The organism is Novosphingobium sediminis (assembly GCF_007991615.1).
GTDB classification, from domain to species: Bacteria; Pseudomonadota; Alphaproteobacteria; order Sphingomonadales; family Sphingomonadaceae; genus Novosphingobium; species Novosphingobium sediminis.
Map to the genome: position 1 here is coordinate 145,541 of NZ_BJYR01000016.1, position 15,907 is coordinate 161,447.

16 protein-coding genes are annotated in these 15,907 nt (G+C 65.9%); 7 read left to right on the forward strand and 9 right to left on the reverse strand.

Annotation, left to right across the window (positions count from 1 at the left end; all coding sequences use genetic code 11):
- Positions 1 to 6: 6 nt before the first annotated feature.
- Positions 7 to 900 carry a tyrosine recombinase XerC gene (locus NSE01_RS12820; protein WP_147160026.1) on the reverse strand — a complete coding sequence of 298 codons (894 nt, stop codon included), beginning with the start codon at positions 898 to 900 and terminating at the stop codon, positions 7 to 9.
- Positions 897 to 2,048: a radical SAM family heme chaperone HemW gene (gene hemW / locus NSE01_RS12825; protein ID WP_147160027.1), complete on the reverse strand. Its 1,152-nt coding sequence runs from the start codon at positions 2,046 to 2,048 to the stop codon at positions 897 to 899. The genes NSE01_RS12820 and hemW overlap by 4 nt, the downstream gene beginning before the upstream one ends.
- Positions 2,049 to 2,110: 62 nt before the next feature.
- Between hemW and NSE01_RS12830 the strand changes: the two genes are divergently transcribed.
- On the forward strand, positions 2,111 to 2,755 hold the full coding sequence (locus NSE01_RS12830) for a CAP domain-containing protein (RefSeq protein ID WP_147160028.1): 645 nt from the start codon (positions 2,111 to 2,113) through the stop codon (positions 2,753 to 2,755).
- Here the strand turns inward: NSE01_RS12830 and rdgB are convergent.
- Both rdgB and rph read right to left on the reverse strand, forming a co-directional pair.
- Positions 2,700 to 3,329, reverse strand: coding sequence for an RdgB/HAM1 family non-canonical purine NTP pyrophosphatase (gene rdgB / locus NSE01_RS12835; RefSeq protein ID WP_147160029.1), 630 nt, complete (start codon positions 3,327 to 3,329; stop codon positions 2,700 to 2,702). The two genes, NSE01_RS12830 and rdgB, sit on opposite strands and share 56 nt — an antisense overlap.
- Positions 3,326 to 4,042 carry a ribonuclease PH gene (gene rph, locus NSE01_RS12840; RefSeq protein ID WP_147160030.1) on the reverse strand — a complete coding sequence of 239 codons (717 nt, stop codon included), beginning with the start codon at positions 4,040 to 4,042 and terminating at the stop codon, positions 3,326 to 3,328. The genes rdgB and rph overlap by 4 nt, the downstream gene beginning before the upstream one ends.
- A 107-nt stretch (positions 4,043 to 4,149) precedes the next feature.
- Between rph and hrcA the strand changes: the two genes are divergently transcribed.
- Complete coding sequence (gene hrcA, locus NSE01_RS12845; protein ID WP_147160031.1) at positions 4,150 to 5,214, forward strand: heat-inducible transcriptional repressor HrcA; 1,065 nt, start codon at positions 4,150 to 4,152, stop codon at positions 5,212 to 5,214.
- Complete coding sequence (locus tag NSE01_RS12850) at positions 5,211 to 5,786, forward strand: nucleotide exchange factor GrpE (RefSeq protein ID WP_147160032.1); 576 nt, start codon at positions 5,211 to 5,213, stop codon at positions 5,784 to 5,786. The genes hrcA and NSE01_RS12850 overlap by 4 nt, the downstream gene beginning before the upstream one ends.
- Before the next feature lie 131 nt (positions 5,787 to 5,917).
- Here NSE01_RS12850 and NSE01_RS12855 read toward each other — a convergent pair whose 3' ends face one another.
- Complete coding sequence (locus tag NSE01_RS12855) at positions 5,918 to 6,586, reverse strand: cysteine hydrolase family protein (protein WP_147160033.1); 669 nt, start codon at positions 6,584 to 6,586, stop codon at positions 5,918 to 5,920.
- A gap of 144 nt (positions 6,587 to 6,730) precedes the next feature.
- Between NSE01_RS12855 and NSE01_RS12860 the strand changes: the two genes are divergently transcribed.
- Positions 6,731 to 6,988 carry a YMGG-like glycine zipper-containing protein gene (locus tag NSE01_RS12860; protein ID WP_147160034.1) on the forward strand — a complete coding sequence of 86 codons (258 nt, stop codon included), beginning with the start codon at positions 6,731 to 6,733 and terminating at the stop codon, positions 6,986 to 6,988.
- On the opposite strand, the gene NSE01_RS12865 is transcribed toward NSE01_RS12860, so the two are convergent.
- From NSE01_RS12865 to NSE01_RS12875, 3 genes are read right to left on the reverse strand one after another with little or no spacing between them, the layout of a single operon-like run.
- Complete coding sequence (locus NSE01_RS12865) at positions 6,989 to 7,459, reverse strand: hypothetical protein (RefSeq protein WP_147160035.1); 471 nt, start codon at positions 7,457 to 7,459, stop codon at positions 6,989 to 6,991.
- A gap of 24 nt (positions 7,460 to 7,483) precedes the next feature.
- Positions 7,484 to 7,987 (reverse strand): vgr related protein, encoded by a 504-nt coding sequence (locus tag NSE01_RS12870; protein ID WP_246135198.1) that lies wholly within the window; start codon positions 7,985 to 7,987, stop codon positions 7,484 to 7,486.
- Positions 7,984 to 8,526: a copper chaperone PCu(A)C gene (locus tag NSE01_RS12875; protein ID WP_170233835.1), complete on the reverse strand. Its 543-nt coding sequence runs from the start codon at positions 8,524 to 8,526 to the stop codon at positions 7,984 to 7,986. Before NSE01_RS12875 ends, NSE01_RS12870 begins: the two co-directional genes overlap by 4 nt.
- A gap of 168 nt (positions 8,527 to 8,694) precedes the next feature.
- Here NSE01_RS12875 and dnaK point away from each other — a divergent pair, with 168 nt between their 5' ends.
- A complete protein-coding gene (gene dnaK / locus NSE01_RS12880; protein ID WP_147160037.1) occupies positions 8,695 to 10,602 on the forward strand; it encodes a molecular chaperone DnaK in 1,908 nt (635 codons plus the stop codon).
- Between the two features lie 74 nt (positions 10,603 to 10,676).
- Positions 10,677 to 11,810 carry a molecular chaperone DnaJ gene (gene dnaJ, locus NSE01_RS12885; protein ID WP_147160038.1) on the forward strand — a complete coding sequence of 378 codons (1,134 nt, stop codon included), beginning with the start codon at positions 10,677 to 10,679 and terminating at the stop codon, positions 11,808 to 11,810.
- A 151-nt stretch (positions 11,811 to 11,961) separates the two neighbouring features.
- Here dnaJ and NSE01_RS12890 read toward each other — a convergent pair whose 3' ends face one another.
- Positions 11,962 to 14,280 carry a patatin-like protein gene (locus NSE01_RS12890; protein WP_147160063.1) on the reverse strand — a complete coding sequence of 773 codons (2,319 nt, stop codon included), beginning with the start codon at positions 14,278 to 14,280 and terminating at the stop codon, positions 11,962 to 11,964.
- A 238-nt stretch (positions 14,281 to 14,518) separates the two neighbouring features.
- Between NSE01_RS12890 and NSE01_RS12895 the strand changes: the two genes are divergently transcribed.
- Positions 14,519 to 15,904 (forward strand): TIGR03013 family XrtA/PEP-CTERM system glycosyltransferase, encoded by a 1,386-nt coding sequence (locus NSE01_RS12895; RefSeq protein WP_147160039.1) that lies wholly within the window; start codon positions 14,519 to 14,521, stop codon positions 15,902 to 15,904.
- The last annotated feature ends 3 nt before the right edge of the window (positions 15,905 to 15,907 follow it).

The following is a 15,907-nucleotide window of genomic DNA, read 5'->3' on the forward strand; positions in this document are numbered from 1 at the left end:
TTTGCCTCAGGCCCTTGGATGCGCGCTGCGATAGACGTCGAGCAGCGTGGCGGCGTCCACTTTCGTGTAGATCTGGGTCGAGGACAGGCTGGCGTGGCCGAGCAGTTCCTGCAGGCTGCGGAGGTCAGCGCCGGCGCCGAGGAGATGCGTCGCGAAACTGTGGCGCAGGGCATGAGGCGTGGCGGTGGGCGGCAGGCCTAGCGCGACGCGGGCGCGGGCGACGGCGCGCTGGATCATCGCCTGCGCGAGGGGGCCGCCCTTGGCACCGCGGAACAGGGGGCCGCTGCGTTCGAGCGCAAATGGAACCTTGGCTGCGTAGTCCTCCACCGCCGCTTTCAAGATCGGCAGGATCGGCACGACGCGCTGGCGGCCACCCTTGCCGGTGACGGTGAGCGCATCGCCGAGCGGCAGTACGGCGGCGGTGAGCGAGAGCGCCTCGGCAATGCGCAGGCCTGCACCGTAAAGCAGCAGCAGCACCGCGCGGTCACGCGCGCCGATCCACGGCTCTGCACTGTCGTCCGCGACCATGGCGGCGAGGTTTACCGCATCGTCGGGAGTGACCGGGCGCGGCAGGCCCTTCTTGATCCGGGGGCCGCGCAGGCGCGGCGGCGGGGCTTCACCGGCGCCGGCCTGCGTGCGGGCGAAGGCAAGGAAGGCCTTGAGCGCCGAAAGCTCGCGTGCGGCGGAGACGTTGCCGATGCCGTCTGCGCGGCGGGCTGCCAGCTGGTTGCGAACGTCGCCGACATCGAGCCTCGCCAGCGATGCCCAGTCGAGCGGTGGCGGCAATATCTGAAGAAAGCGCGCGGCTGTCGCTACATAGGCGCGCACCGTGTGCGGCGAGCGGCGGCGGGCTAGCGCGAGGTGCAGGCCCCAGGCTTCGAGTAGATCGGGCGCGCTCACGCCGCGACCAGCCCGGCAGGCACGAGTTCGCCGAGCAGGCCATCGAGCAGCGGCATGCCGGCATCGGTCACGATCAGGCGCTCGCCGTGCTGGGTCAGGAGGCCTTGCGACTGGTAGAACGCACGCTTGGCGGGATCGATCAGGTCCGTCTCGGCTAGGCCGAAGCGCTTGGCGAGGGCGGCAGGCGCGATACCCTCGCCCAGCCGCAGGCCCATCAGGATGGCTTCGGCGGCCTGTTCGCGGATGCCCAGTTCGCGGATCTCGGCGATGCCGTGGTGCTGGGCGGCGACAGCCTTGAGGAAATTCTCGGGCTTGCGGTGGCGCACGGTGGCAAAGCCGCCGCGCCGTCCATGCGCGCCCGGGCCGATGCCGGCATAGTCCTGATAGCGCCAGTAGACGAGGTTGTGACGGCTTTCCTCGCCTGGCCTTGCGTGGTTGCTGATCTCGTATGCGGGGAGCCCGGCGGCGGCGGTGCGCTCGCGGGTGAGGGCAAAGAGATCGCCTGCCATGTCGTCATCGAGCGGGGTGAAGCGGCCTTCGCGCACCAAGGTGGCGAAGCGCGTTCCGGGCTCGATGGTGAGCTGGTACAGCGAAAGGTGGCCGGTGCCGAACGACAGCGCGCGGGCGAGTTCGGCGTCCCACAGTTCGGGCGTGTGTTCGGGGCGGGCGTAGATCAGATCGAAGCTGACGCGGGCGAAATGGCGCTGCGCCACATCCAGCGCGGCGAGGCCCTCTGATGCGTTGTGAAGGCGGCCGAGGAACGCCAGTGCCTTGTCGTCCAGCGCTTGCAGGCCAAGCGAGACGCGGTTGATGCCAGCACCGGCAAGGCTGGCGAAGTTTGCCGCTTCGACCGAGGATGGATTGGCCTCCAGCGTGATCTCGATATCCTCGGCAAAGCGCCAGTGGCGGCTGGCGGCCTCGATCAGCGCGGCGACCAGTGCGGGCGGCATCAATGAGGGCGTGCCGCCGCCGAAGAAGATGGAGCTCAGTTCCTGCCCGCCCGTGGGCGCTGCTTCGTGCGCCATGTCGGCCAGCAGGGCCTGCTGCCATTCGCCTGCATCGATGCCCTCTCGGACATGGCTATTGAAATCGCAGTATGGGCACTTGGCGAGGCAGAACGGCCAGTGGATATAAAGGGCAAAGGCCATAAGCCTTTCCAGCCCGATTCGGGCGGATAAAGTCAAGCACCAATACCTTGGGGAACGCGCATATGCCGGGCATTCGAGCGCTTGCTGTCGTTGCTGCTGCTGCCATGCTTGCTCCGCAAGCCGCTGCGGCGCAGGTCACTGTCACCCCGATCGAGACGGTGGCTTCGCGCCTCCTCGCGGCGCAAAATGCCGAACGGGCACGGCTGGGATTGAAGCCGTTGGTGTGGAGCGCCAAGCTTTCAGACCACGCGAAGAAGTGGGCGCAGACGCTCGCCACATCGGACATGTTCGAACATGCGCCCGTCGGGGCCGATGGCGGGGAGGGTGAGAACCTGTGGACAGGCACCCGGGAGGACTATTCGCCCGAGGAAATGATCGCCTTCTTCATCGACGAGGGGAAACTGTTCAAACGCAACAAGTTTCCCGACGTTTCGACATCCGGGCGATGGGAGGATGTGGGGCACTATACGCAGATCGTGTGGAAGGACACGCGTGAAGTCGGCTGCGCGATCGCCAGCAATCCCCGCAGTGACTTTCTGGTGTGCCGCTACATCCCGGCGGGCAATGTGATCGGCCAGCAGGTCTATGACTACAAGGCGGCTGATCGGCTGGCGAGGGCGGCCTATATGGCTCCGGCCGCTCCCGCAGCCGTCAGTCCGTCAGCGCCGAAGAAACGAGCTTCGAAAAAGCGTCGGCGCGGTGGCTGATCTTGTGCTTTTCAGCAGGGTCCAGTTCAGCGAACGTGCGTGTGTCGCCTGAGGGCACGAACACGGGATCGTAGCCGAAGCCCATCGTGCCGCGCGGGGGCCAAGTGAGCGTGCCGGGAGCGCGGCCTTCGAACACGGCTTCGCGCCCATCGGGCCACGCCAGCGCGAGGACGCAGGCGAACCAGCAATCGCGCGGGGTATCGGGCCCGAGCTGCGCCAGTTTGCCCTCGACCTTTCCCATCGCCATGTACCAGTCCCGCCCCGGACCGCCTTCGAAGGGCGCGGCTTCGGCCCAATCGGCGGTGTAGACACCGGGTGCGCCGCCGAGCGCAGCGACGCAGAGGCCGGAATCATCAGCGAGCGCGGGGAGGCCGGCTGCGCTGGCGGCGGCGTGGGCCTTGATAAGGGCGTTTTCGGCGAAGGTCGTGCCGGTTTCGGCAGGCTCGGGCAGGCCGAGTTCGCCTGCCGAGATGCAGTCCATGCCGTAAGGCGCCAGCAGGGCCCGGATCTCGCGCAATTTGCCCGCGTTGTGCGTGGCGATGACGAGTTTTCCGGGCTCCAACAGGCGTGTCACCGGGCGGTAGCCTTTTCCTGCGCGGCGAAGATTTCGCCGCAGCCGATGCGGGCGAGGCGGAGGAGGCGCAGCAGACCTTCCTCGTCATAGGTCGCGCCTTCGGCGGTGGCCTGCACTTCGGCGATGTGGCCGCCTTCGATCAGGACGAAGTTGGCATCGGCATCGGCCGAGCTATCCTCGATGTAGTCGAGATCGAGGACCGGAGTGCCCTGATGGATGCCGCAGGAAATCGCGGCGACCTTGCGGGTCAGCGGATCTTCGGTGATCGCACCCGCGTCCATCAGCTTCTGCACGGCAAGCCGCAGCGCGATCCATGCGCCCGAGATCGAGGCAGTGCGGGTGCCGCCGTCGGCCTGAATGACGTCGCAGTCCAAGGTGATCTGGCGTTCGCCGAGCTTCTTGAGATCGGTGACGGCACGCAGCGAGCGGCCGATCAGGCGCTGGATTTCCTGCGTGCGGCCGGACTGCTTGCCCTTGGCTGCCTCACGGCTGCCGCGCGTATGGGTGGCGCGGGGGAGCATCGAGTATTCCGCCGTGACCCAGCCTTCGCCCTTGCCGCGCATGAACGGGGGCACGCGTTCCTCGACCGAGGCGGTGACGAGCACCTTGGTATCGCCAAAGCCGATCAGCACCGAGCCTTCCGCGTGCTTGGTGAAACCGGTTTCGACGGTGATGGCGCGCATTTCGTCTGCGGCGCGGCCTGAAGGACGCATGAGGTTGTGCTCCGTTTCGTGTGATCGGGCCGCTCTTAGCCGGAATGCGGCGGAAGGGAAGGCGCCGGTGCCTTTCATGGCAGGAAAAAACGCCTTAGACAGGCCGTATGGCAGGATCTGGTCTCACCGAACTTTCTACCCGCGCCCGTGAAATCTTCCGGCTGGTGGTCGAGGGCTATATCGCCAACGGCCAGCCAGTGGGATCGCGCACGATTGCCGGGAGCGGAGCGGTGGGCCTTTCGCCCGCCTCGATCCGCTCGGTGCTGCAGGAATTGCAGGACGCGGGGCTGCTCGCCGCACCGCATACCAGCGCGGGGCGGATGCCGACCGAGGTGGGCCTCAGGCTTTTCGTGGACGGTATCATGCAAGTGGCGGAGCCATCCGCCGCTGACCGTGCGCAGATCGAGCGCGGGCTGGCGGAAGGCGGGACGATCGAGGCGGCGCTGGCGGCGGCCACCCTGGCGCTTTCAGACCTTTCGGCGGGTGCGGGCGTGGTCATGGTGCCCCGGCGCGAACTGCGGCTGGCGCAGATTTCCTTCGTGCCGCTGGGGCAGGGCCGCGCGCTGGTCGTGCTGGTGGGGGATGACGGCAGCGTCGAGAATCGGGTGATCGATCTGCCGGGCGCTGCCAATGCAGCGACGCTGGAGCAGGCTGGCAATTACCTTACCGCGCGCGTGGCGGGGCGGACGCTGGGCGATGCCTTGCGTTCGATCCAGACCGAGATTGCGGGCGGCAGATCGGCGCTCGATCAGGCGAGTGCAGCGCTGGTCGAGCGCGGCCTTGCGGTGTGGAGCCGCGATGCGGCGCAGCGGCCGGTGCTGGTGGTGCGCGGGCAGGCCAATCTGCTCGACGAAGCGGCGCTTGGCGATATCGAGCGGGTCCGGCAATTGCTCGATGAACTGGAGAGCGCCGAGGCTATTGCAGGCGTGCTCGACGCGGCGCGAGAGGCAGACAGCGCGCGGATTTTCATCGGCAGCGAAAACCGGTTGTTCTCGCTTTCAGGTTCTTCGGTGATCGCCGCGCCTTGGCACGACGGCGATGGGCGCGTGGTCGGCGTGGTGGGGGTTATCGGGCCGACGCGGTTGAATTATGCGCGGGTTGTCCCCATGGTTGATTTCACGGCTCAATCCTTGAGCAGGATCATCACGCAAGACGGATTTACGCGAAAATGACTGATAACGACACGCGCCCGACAGATGCTGAAGTGGCGGCCGAACTGGAAGGCGTGCCCTCGGAACTGACCGATGGCGGCGATGCGCTGGCCGATGTGCCATCTGACGTTATTGCGGCGCTGAAGGGCGATCTCGAGGCGGCCAAGCAGGACGTGCTCTATGCCAAGGCCGAGACGCAGAACGTGCGCCGCCGCATGGAAAAGGAAGTTGCGGATACGCGCGCCTATGCCGCGACCGCGTTTGCGCGCGACATCCTTTCGGTGGCCGACAACCTTTCCCGCGCGCTGGAGACGATCCCGGCTGAGCTGCGCGAGGACGACAAGATGAAGAACCTTGTCGCGGGGCTTGAAGCCACGGGCCGCGAGATCGAGAAGGTTTTTGCCAGCCACGGCATCAGCCGGATTGCCGCCAAGGGCCTGCCGCTCGATCCGCACCAGCATCAGGCGATGCTCGAAATCCCGTCGAACGATGTGGAGCCGGGCACCGTGCTGCAGGAACTGCAGGCCGGCTACATGATCAAGGACCGCCTGCTGCGCGCGGCGATGGTGGCGGTGGCGAAGAAGCCGGATTGATTCACTAGATCGTCATTGCGAGCGTAGCGAAGCAATCCAGAGCGGTAGCGCACTATCGCTCTGGATTGCTTCGTCGCTGCGCTCCTCGCAATGACGAAGGGTGGAGGATGGCGGAGGCTGTCGAGTAGTGCTCAGCCTAGCAACCCCACCAGCTCATCCGTGTCGTAGAGGTCCGCGAACACGAACGCCATGCTGTGCAGCGTGGCGGCGTGCTCCGCGTCGGTCAGCGCGGCATTGGCGTCACCGGCGAACAGCACCCGGTAGTTGAACTGCATCGCATCGCGCGCAGTGCTTTCGCAGCAGCAGTTCGTGAGTGTGCCGGTGATCAGCACGGTATCGATGCCGCGCGCCTTGAGTACGGCATCAAGATCGCTGGTGCCGGGAGTGAAGCCGCTGAAGCGGTGCTTGTCGACGACTGCGTCGCCGGGCTGGACATCGAGTGTCGGCCAGAAATCTTGGTAGTGCGCGCCCGGCGTGAAGGCGGCGCGGTGGTCGGCGGCACCGGCGCCGAGGCGGCGGACGAAGACCGACCAGCTGGCGGCGTCGGGCGTGGTGAAGCGCAGGAACACGTTGAGCCCACCCGATGTGCGGACCGCCGCGCTGATGCGGTTGATATTGTCCACGATCTCGCGCGCCATCGGCACTTCGACCGGCGAACCTTCCTCCATGAAGCCGTTCTGCATATCGACGCAGATGTGGGCGAGGCGGCTGGGATCGATATCGTCGAACACGTTGCGCACGCCCCCGCGCGCGGCGGCGACGGCATCGAGAACGGCGTGGGTATCGACAGCGTGCGGCATTTCGGCGGTCCTTTTCTTGCAGGCTGAGAATGCCACGGCTGGCCGCGTTTGCGCCAGATCGTGACGGACAGGCTTTCGCGTGGCGGAACCGGACCGGTGGGCGCGCGTTTGGCTTTTCGAGGCGGGCCTTGAGGAGACCGAACGATGACGCGCAAATTCCTTTTTCCCGTAATGGCAGTCGCCGCGCTGTCCGTGGCTGGCTGCGCGCGCAATTATGCCGGTGAGGGCGCTCTGGGGGGCGCTGCCGCCGGTGCCTTGTTAGGCGGTGCGAGCGGCGGCGACGTCGGCACCGGCGCGGCGATCGGCGCGGCGGCCGGCGCGCTTGGTGGCTCGCTGATCAAGAAGCATGGCCGCTGCTATCGCCGCGACCGCTATGGCAACGAATACGAGGTCCGCTGCTGATCAGTCTTCCACCGGCGCTTGTGCCGATGCCGCTGGCCGCGGCGGCTGGAGAGCAGCCTCCAGCCGTCCGGCGACATCGAGAGCCGTCTTTGCCAAGGCTTCGATTTCGTCGATCGTGAAGTGGCGGGCCAGTCGGCCAACGCCGTCCTGCTCGCGCGGATTGACGAAGGCGGCCAAAGAGGTGCTGCCCTTCAGCAGCCGCATCTCGGCGTGTACCAGATCGTTGCGTGCTGGGAGCAGCCGTTCAAGTTGATCCAGCGCGGTATGCGCTGCTGCCCTTCGCGCCTTCGAGAATTGCGGGTTGGCCGGTATCGCCCGCAGTGTCTTCAGCTGCTGTGCCAAAGTGACGTTGGCCTTCGCCATTTCGTGGCGCGTGAGAAATGTAGCGATGGCCGTTTCCGCCTTGCCGAATGCGTCAATGCAATGGCTGCGGTGAAGATGAAACAGCATTTCCGGATGGTGTGCGGTCATGGCGTCCGGAGTAGCGGAAAGGTATCAAGAAATTCCTAGTTGAACCGGGAACGGCAAGACGTCCTGCAGCGCGGCCAGCGGCGGGGCGCCGGAAAGCGGCGCGCCCTTTGCCGCGAGGAACGCGTGCGCGACGAGTTCGGCCTGCTGTTCGATGCCATAGGCGCTGAACGGCCGCGCGGGATCGAAGCGGTAGTCGTAGCGGCAGAACGGGTGGCGCATGATCGGCAGATAGAGGCGGCCGCGCTGCTGGCTTTGCCAGACGTGGACGAGCTCGTGGATGAAGAGCGCCTGCAGGCCGAGCGGAGCCGTGCTGAAATCGTCCCGATAGTCCGCACCCGCCGGATGGAAGTGGAGATGGCCCATCGGCGCCATCACGGTGCCGCGCGGCTGGAAGGGGAAGAAGCGGCGGCGCCGTATGCGCACCGACGCAAGGTTGATCGCCGTGCCGAACACGCCCTGCGCCAGTTCGCGTTCGCCGGGCGTCAGCGGGCGCTCGCCGCCCGGCGGCAGGGCCGCCGCTGCGCTCACATGTGATCCATCATGCCTTCCATGGCGCCGGTTTCCTGGACTTTGGCGAAAGTGCTGACCTTGTCACCGTTGGCGAGCGTGAAGGTGACTTCGACGTCCTTGCCTGCCTTCACCGTATTGGCGAGATCGAACAGCATGACATGGTAGCCGCCGGCCTTGAATTCGGCGGGCTGGCCATCGCTGAAAGTGACCGAGGTGACCGGCTCCATCGAGGAGACACCGTTCTCGGTCTTGCTCTGATGCATTTCGGCGCGGCCGGCGCCATCGACATGGACCGCCACGAGGGTGTTGGCCTTGCCAGCGGTTTGCTGGATCGTGAAATAGAGCACGCCCGGGTTGCCGGGCACCGCCGGAAGCTTGATGACCGGTTCGATCACGCTGACGTTGGGCGCATTGTCCGGTGCCAAGGCATTGGCTGTTGCACCGGGTGCAGCAGCGCCGCTCGCGGCGGCTTCAGGCGCGTTGCCGCTGCAGCCCGCAAGCATGAGCAGGCCCGCCGCCGAGGCAGTGGCAAGGGCAAGGGAACGAATTGGGCGCATCGAGGCTCTCTCCAGACTTGTATCGAGACGTAACATAGGCGCGGGGCGGGGCCTTGTCCCGGGAAGAAGGCGACCTATATCGCCCGGTGACGGAGCTGCATAGACGAAGGCTTGCCCGGTTCGGGGGGCCACCAAGGCAGCGTCCAATGGGCAAGGAAACAGGACGACATGGCTAAAGTTATCGGTATCGACCTCGGCACGACCAACAGCTGCGTTGCGGTGATGGACGGCGGCACCTCGAAGGTCATCGAGAATTCCGAAGGCGCGCGCACGACGCCCTCGATCGTCGCTTTCACCAAGGATGGCGAGCGCCTGATCGGGCAGCCGGCCAAGCGCCAGGCCGTCACCAATCCGGACAACACGATCTTCGCGGTGAAGCGCCTCATCGGCCGCCGCTATGAAGACCCCATGACCCAGAAGGACATGGCGCTGGTTCCCTATGGCATCGTCAAGGGCAAGAACGGCGACGCGTGGGTCAAGGCGGGCGGCGAGGATTACAGCCCCTCGCAGATCTCGGCCTTCATTCTCCAGAAGATGAAGGAAACCGCCGAATCGTATCTCGGCGAGACCGTGACGCAGGCGGTGATCACCGTGCCGGCGTACTTCAACGACGCGCAGCGCCAGGCGACCAAGGATGCCGGCCAGATCGCCGGCCTTGAAGTGCTGCGCATCATCAACGAGCCGACTGCGGCCGCGCTGGCCTATGGCCTCGACAAGCAGGACGGCAAGACCATCGCGGTCTACGACCTTGGCGGCGGCACGTTCGATATCTCCGTGCTGGAAATCGGCGACGGCGTGTTCGAGGTGAAGTCGACCAACGGCGACACCTTCCTCGGTGGTGAAGACTTTGACAACGTGCTGGTCGAGTACCTCGCGGACAAGTTCAAGTCGAAGGAGAACATGGATCTCCGCACCGACAAGCTGGCTCTGCAGCGCCTGAAGGAAGCTGCCGAAAAGGCCAAGATCGAGCTTTCGAGCGCGCAGACGACCGAGATCAACCTGCCGTTCATCACCGCGCGCATGGAAGGCGGCAGCACCACGCCGCTGCATCTCGTGGAAACGGTGACGCGTTCGGACCTTGAAAAGCTCGTTTCGGGCCTGATCCAGCGCACGCTGGAGCCGTGCCGCAAGGCGATTGCCGATGCCGGGCTGACCGCCAAGGACATCGACGACGTCGTGCTCGTCGGCGGCATGACCCGCATGCCGCGCGTGCGTGAAATCGTGAAGGAGTTCTTCGGCAAGGAGCCGCACACCGGCGTGAACCCGGACGAGGTCGTCGCCATGGGTGCGGCGATTCAGGCCGGCGTGCTGCAGGGTGATGTCAAGGACGTGCTGCTGCTCGACGTGACCCCGCTTTCGCTGGGTATCGAGACGCTGGGCGGCATCATGACCAAGATGATCGACCGCAACACGACGATCCCGACCAAGAAGAGCCAGGTCTACTCGACCGCCGAGGACAACCAGCAGGCGGTGACGATCCGCGTGTTCCAGGGCGAGCGCGAGATGGCGCAGGACAACAAGCTGCTCGGCCAGTTCGACCTCGTCGGCATTCCGCCGGCGCGGCGCGGCGTGCCGCAGATCGAAGTGACCTTCGACATCGACGCGAACGGCATCGTGAACGTCAGCGCCAAGGACAAGGGCACCGGCAAGGAACAGCAGATCCGCATCCAGGCCTCGGGCGGCCTTTCGGACAACGACATCGAGCAGATGGTGCGTGATGCCGAGAAGTTCGCCGAAGAGGACAAGAAGCGCCGTGAGGCGGCCGAGGCGCGCAACAACGCCGACAGCCTTGTCCACGCGACCGAGCGGCAGCTGGAAGAGAACGGCGACAAGATCGACGCCGCGCTGAAGGCCGAGATCGAAGCCGCGATTGCCGAGACCAAGACCGCGATCGAGGGCGGTGATCCGGCCGAGATGAATGCCAAGACCCAGGCACTCACCGACAAGGCGATGAAGATGGGCCAGGCGATCTACGAGAAGGAGCAGGCTGCTGCTGCTTCGCCGGGCGCCGAGGCTCCGAAGGACGCCGAAGACGTGGTCGACGCCGAGTTCTCGGAAGTCGACGACACCAAGTGATATTGCGTTGAACCGGCCCGCCGCCTGTCCCTTGGGCACAGGCGGCGGGCCGTTGTTCTGAGATAGGAACCGCAATGTCGGCAGAGATCGATTTTTACGAACTGCTCGAAGTCGAGCGCACCGCGGACGACAAGGTGCTCAAGTCCGCCTATCGCAAGCTGGCGATGAAGTATCACCCGGACAAGAACCCGGGCTGCCAGGACAGCGAAGCCAAGTTCAAGCAGATCAACGAGGCCTATGCCTGCCTCTCCGACCCGCAGAAGCGGGCGGCCTATGATCGCTATGGCCATGCCGCGTTTCAGCAGGGCGGCGGCGGTCAGGGCGGTTTTGGCGGCGGCGGCGGCGACTTCGGCGACCTCGGCGATATCTTCGAGACGATTTTCGGCGGCGCGTTCGGCGGCGGCGGACGCCAGCAGGCGCGGCGCGGCGCGGACTTGCGCTACGACATGGAGATTACGCTCGAGGACGCGTTCCACGGCAAGTCGGCCGAGATCGCGGTCGAGGTGGCGCAGAGCTGCCAGCCGTGCGGCGGCACCGGCGCGACGCCGGGCACATCGGCGCGGCGCTGCAATCTGTGCGGCGGGCACGGCAAGGTGCGCGCGCAGCAGGGCTTCTTCATGGTCGAGCGCACCTGCCCGACCTGCCACGGCCGCGGCGAAGTGATCGAAAGCCCCTGCAAGAGCTGCCGCGGTGAAGGCCGCGTCGATGCCGAGCAGAAGCTCGAAGTGCAGATCCCGGCGGGCGTCGACAACGGCACGCGCATTCGCCTTGCCGGCAAGGGCGAGGCGGGGCCGTTCGGTTCACCGGCGGGCGACCTCTACATCTTCCTCCACGTGAAGCGCCACCGCATGTTCGAGCGCGAGGGCACGACGCTGCTCACGCGCTGCCCGATCAGCTTCACCAAGGCGGCGCTGGGCGGCGAGATCGAGATTCCGGGTGTCGACGGCGCGCGGCACAAGATCGAGATTCCCGCCGGCATCCAGTCTGGCAAGCAGCTGCGCAAGCGCGGCGCGGGTATGCCCGTGCTGCAGGGACGCGGTGCGGGCGATCTGGTGATCGAGATCCAGGTGGAGACGCCGACGAAGCTCTCCGCGCGCCAGCGCGAACTGCTGCGCGAGTTTCAATCGACCGAGACGGGCGAGGAAACTCCGCAATCGAAGGGGTTCTTCGATCGGATCAAGGATGCGTGGAACGACCTTACTGAGTAGGAATAGCCCCTATTTCCCACCCCAGATCCGCTCACCCTGAGCTTGTCGAAGGGTGCTTGCGCTACCGCTGCGCATGATGCTTCGACAAGCTCAGCATGAGCGGTTTTGGGGTAGCGGGTAGCGGGTGAGTGCCGATAGGGATCGATAGCCATCATCCCCCCGCAAACATCGCCTGCACTTCCGCGATCACCCCATCGACCAGCCCCGGCTCGGCGGTCAGCCGCGTCCGTTCCTCCTCGAGGATCGCGAGGAAGGCATCGCGTTTGAAGGCGCGGATCACGCCTGGTGGCAATGGCGGCTCGGCGGTCGAGGCGATGAGGTCAACCGTCCGTTCGGCGCCATGGAGGCGGCCCCAAAGATAGTCGTTCTCGCGGTAGGCGCGCGCGAAGAAGGCGCCGAAGTGGAAGAACTCGATGCCCTTGAGGCAGGCCAGCGTGCCGCCTGATCGGATCGATGCCGCGTCCTCTGGCGAGATGCGGTCGACCTTGACCGGATCGAACTCGCCCATGCCTTCGCCTTGCAGCAGCGGCAGGGTGGCGACGTCATAGAAGGGGAAGCCGAGATAGGCGTAGAGGAAGCGGCGGCGCAGCGGCTTGCTCATTGCGCCGAGCCCCTCGACGATCATCGCATCGACGGCGAGATCAATGCTCGTGAGATCGCGGCGGCCGGCAATTTCGGCGAGGATCGCAGCGGGACGGGCGAGCGCCCCGGCCGCTACCTCCGCAAAGTCGTCACCCAGCCCGGCGGCGGTCTGCTTGGCCTGATAGAGCGCCTGCGCGCGGTAGACCATGTCGCGGGCGGCTTCGCGTTCAGCAGGGGAAATCCCCTCGGCATCGTCCCAGTCCTGCGTCAGCCGCCGCGCCAGCAGCTTGAGGCGGCGCACCCGAAAGCCAAGATCGTGCGCGCGGAAGAACGCGATGGCCTCTGCCGTTGCGCCGCCCTTCGCTTGCGCAAGCCGGTCGAAGCCGAGTGTTGCGAGATGCGCCCAGAGTTCGGCCTCGACGCTGCCGCGCGGCGGAGCTTCGATCATCGCTTCTTCGACCACTTGCGCAAGCGCCGTGACCACACCGGCGAGTTTGACCTGCGCATAGCCATGGAACGCGAAGCCCGCCTGCTCGGCAGCGGCTTGCTGGGCCTTGGCGCGCCATGCGGTCAGGCGCTTGAGGTTGGGCTGATCGAAGAAGAAGGTGTAGCCGAACAGGCGCTCGACCGCCGTGTCGATCTCGCCGCGCAGGGTATCGACGATCATGCGCAGGCGGGCCCGTTCGCGCGACTGGGCCTCCAGCGCTTCGAGGTTGTCGCGGATCGGCTGTTCGCGCGGAATCGAGGAGAGCGAGCCGAAGATCGCCGAGAAGAAGCCGACCGAACGCGCCATGTGTTCGTGCATTTCAACACGCGCCGGGCTGGGGTCGATGTAGACGAAGCGGCGGTCCACCTCGCGCTGGGCCGGACGGTCGCGCAGAACCGCCATGGCGGGCGCGAAGGGGCGGTTGACGAGCACGGCGCCATCCACCAGCGCAACTTCGGCAAGCTGGCCGCGCTTCCAGCGGCTCGGCATCACGCGCTTGAGAAAGGCCTCGCGTCCGTGCCAGGCAAGGTTGCGCTCGTGGGTCAGTTGGTCCATTTCCGCGAGCATGAGCGGGGGGAAGGCGCCGGGAAAGCTGGCGGTCGAACGCGCGGCGAAGACGAGTTCGGCGCGCTCGGCAATATCCTCACCCGCACCCGATGCGCAGTTGCGGCGGAAGCCGATGGCGAGGCGGTGCTCGCTTTCTTCGACCACGGGCGGACTGTTGAGCCTGAGGTCTTCGAGGTGCCCGTTGAAATCGGTCGCCGTGACGAGCAGGTCCAGCGGATGGCCAGCGGGAAGCAGCGGCGCCGTGTTGCCGCCGGTTTCGCCCATCGCATCAAGCGCTTCGGCCAGCAGGTGCGAGAAGCCGATGCCGCTGAAGGGCGGCGCGAACCAGCGCGCTCGGATGAGGTGCGAGAGCTTGAGCCGCACTTCCTTGCGGGTCGTTGCCGAGCCGACCGTGCGGCTGACGACATTGCCGGGGCGCTTCAGCAGGAACCACACAAGCGGCTGGGCCCAGAACTTGGCGAAGCGGCTCCACGGACGCGCATCGGGGTCGAGCAGGACTTCGACGTCTGCCCGCTCCAGCCACAGCCTGGTCAGCGGCTCAAGGCTCTGCCCACTTGCGAGGGCCTGGGCAAGGAACACGCCGTTGATCCCGCCCGCACTCGCGCCCGAGATGATGTCGGGCAGGATGCGCAGCCTGAGATCGCGTGTGGTGACAAGCAGTTCGAGCAGGCGGCGATAGACCCCCTCGGCGCCCGCGCTGGCCGGCGCCTCGTCATGAAACGCGCGGCTGGCGCGCGTGGCGTACCAGATCTCCTTGGTGACGCCGTGCATGTAGACCGCAAGGCTGATCCCGCCGTAGCAGACCAGTGCGAGCCGCAGTTCCTTCTCCCGCATGGCGCGCAGCATGGCAGCGTTTGGCCGTATCCGCCAGTGCGGTGCGTGCATATCTCTGTGCTGTAAACTGCGCCGACAATTTGCCCCAGCCGAAGCCTCTCGCTGGCGAAAATACGGGCTCGGGAGAGGTTAACGCCGCGAAAGAGGGTGTCAGATTTACCGACGCTTTACCCCTCGAGGCCTAGAAGGGCGGCGAGAAGGCCCGCTTCGGGCCGAGAAGTCGGATGACCGCGGTACCATGATCCGCCTGTTCAAGCTCTATATCCCCAACGCGGTGTTCCTGCTGGCACTGCTCGATTTCGTCCTGCTGATGGCATCGGGCGAGCTTGGCTGGACCGTCAGGGCGCGCCAGATCGGCATTGATGCCGGTGTGATGGGTGATCGCTGGCTGCCGCTGCTGACCTTCGCCGTGCTGGTCCAGACGGCGATGATCGCGGTCGGGGTCTATGGTTCGGATGCGCTGCGTTCGATGCGCTATGCCACCGCGCGGCTGCTTGTGGCGATCAGCCTCGGCATCATCGCGCTGTCGGTCGTCTATTTCGTGGTGCCCGGGCACACGCTGTGGCGGTCCAACCTGTTCTACGCGATGTTCATCGCGATGGCGCTGCTGGTGTTCATCCGTGTCCTGCTGGGCGGCCTGCTTGGCACGGCGGTGTTCCGGCGGCGTTTGCTGGTGCTGGGTGCGGGGGAGCGGGCCGAGCGGCTGCGTCAGCTCGGCGACCGCCTCGAGGCCGGTTTCGTCATCGTCGGCTTCGTCGGGATGAGCGACAGCGCCCCGGTCATCAAGGAAGCGATCAACCGCAATGCGATCCACAATCTCACCCGCTACGTGGAGAACCTTGGCGTCAGCGAAGTCGTGCTGGCGCTGGAGGAACGGCGCAACGCTCTGCCGCTGAAGGACCTGCTGCGGATCAAGACTACCGGCGTCCACGTCAACGACTTCTCGTCCTTTCTTGAGCGTGAGACCGGCCGCGTCGATCTCGACACCGTCAATCCCAGCTGGCTGATCTTTTCCGACGGGTTTTCCTCGGGCCGGATGATTTCGAGCGCGATGAAGCGCGTGTTCGACATCTGCGCGAGCCTGACGCTGCTGCTGCTGACGGCACCGGTGATCGCCCTTTTCGCGATTCTCGTGAAGCTCGACAGCAGGGGGCCGGCCTTCTTCAGCCAGACGCGCGTCGGGCTCTATGGGCAGAACTTCAACCTCATCAAGCTGCGTTCGATGCGCACGGATGCCGAAGCCGCCGGCGCGCAGTGGGCTGCCAAGAATGATCCGCGCGTCACCCGCATCGGCCGCCTGATCCGCAAGCTGCGCATCGACGAGCTGCCGCAGGCCTGGACCGTGCTCAAGGGCGAGATGAGCTTCGTTGGCCCGCGTCCGGAGCGTCCGGAATTCGTCTCCGACCTCGAGGAAAAGCTGCCGTACTACGCCGAACGGCACATGGTGAAGCCGGGTATTACCGGCTGGGCGCAGATCAATTACCCCTACGGCGCCTCGATCGAGGATTCGCGCCACAAGCTCGAATACGATCTCTATTATGCCAAGAATTACAGCCCGTTCCTTGACCTCCTGATCCTCCTCCAGACACTGCGCGTGGTGCTCTGGAACGAGGGTGCACGCTGAGCG

What these genes read in the sequence shown, in the direction of transcription:
- NSE01_RS12850 (WP_147160032.1), top strand. Translation starts at nt 5,211, where the DNA reads ATGACTGATAACGACACGCGCCCGACAGATGCTGAAGTGGCGGCCGAA.
- NSE01_RS12875 (WP_170233835.1), bottom strand. Translation starts at nt 8,526, where the DNA reads ATGCGCCCAATTCGTTCCCTTGCCCTTGCCACTGCCTCGGCGGCGGGC.
- NSE01_RS12890 (WP_147160063.1), bottom strand. Translation starts at nt 14,280, where the DNA reads ATGCGGGAGAAGGAACTGCGGCTCGCACTGGTCTGCTACGGCGGGATC.
- hrcA (WP_147160031.1), top strand. Translation starts at nt 4,150, where the DNA reads ATGGCAGGATCTGGTCTCACCGAACTTTCTACCCGCGCCCGTGAAATC.
- NSE01_RS12855 (WP_147160033.1), bottom strand. Translation starts at nt 6,586, where the DNA reads ATGCCGCACGCTGTCGATACCCACGCCGTTCTCGATGCCGTCGCCGCC.
- hemW (WP_147160027.1), bottom strand. Translation starts at nt 2,048, where the DNA reads ATGGCCTTTGCCCTTTATATCCACTGGCCGTTCTGCCTCGCCAAGTGC.
- NSE01_RS12830 (WP_147160028.1), top strand. Translation starts at nt 2,111, where the DNA reads ATGCCGGGCATTCGAGCGCTTGCTGTCGTTGCTGCTGCTGCCATGCTT.
- dnaK (WP_147160037.1), top strand. Translation starts at nt 8,695, where the DNA reads ATGGCTAAAGTTATCGGTATCGACCTCGGCACGACCAACAGCTGCGTT.
- rph (WP_147160030.1), bottom strand. Translation starts at nt 4,042, where the DNA reads ATGCGTCCTTCAGGCCGCGCCGCAGACGAAATGCGCGCCATCACCGTC.
- NSE01_RS12860 (WP_147160034.1), top strand. Translation starts at nt 6,731, where the DNA reads ATGACGCGCAAATTCCTTTTTCCCGTAATGGCAGTCGCCGCGCTGTCC.
- NSE01_RS12895 (WP_147160039.1), top strand. Translation starts at nt 14,519, where the DNA reads ATGATCCGCCTGTTCAAGCTCTATATCCCCAACGCGGTGTTCCTGCTG.
- dnaJ (WP_147160038.1), top strand. Translation starts at nt 10,677, where the DNA reads ATGTCGGCAGAGATCGATTTTTACGAACTGCTCGAAGTCGAGCGCACC.
- NSE01_RS12865 (WP_147160035.1), bottom strand. Translation starts at nt 7,459, where the DNA reads ATGACCGCACACCATCCGGAAATGCTGTTTCATCTTCACCGCAGCCAT.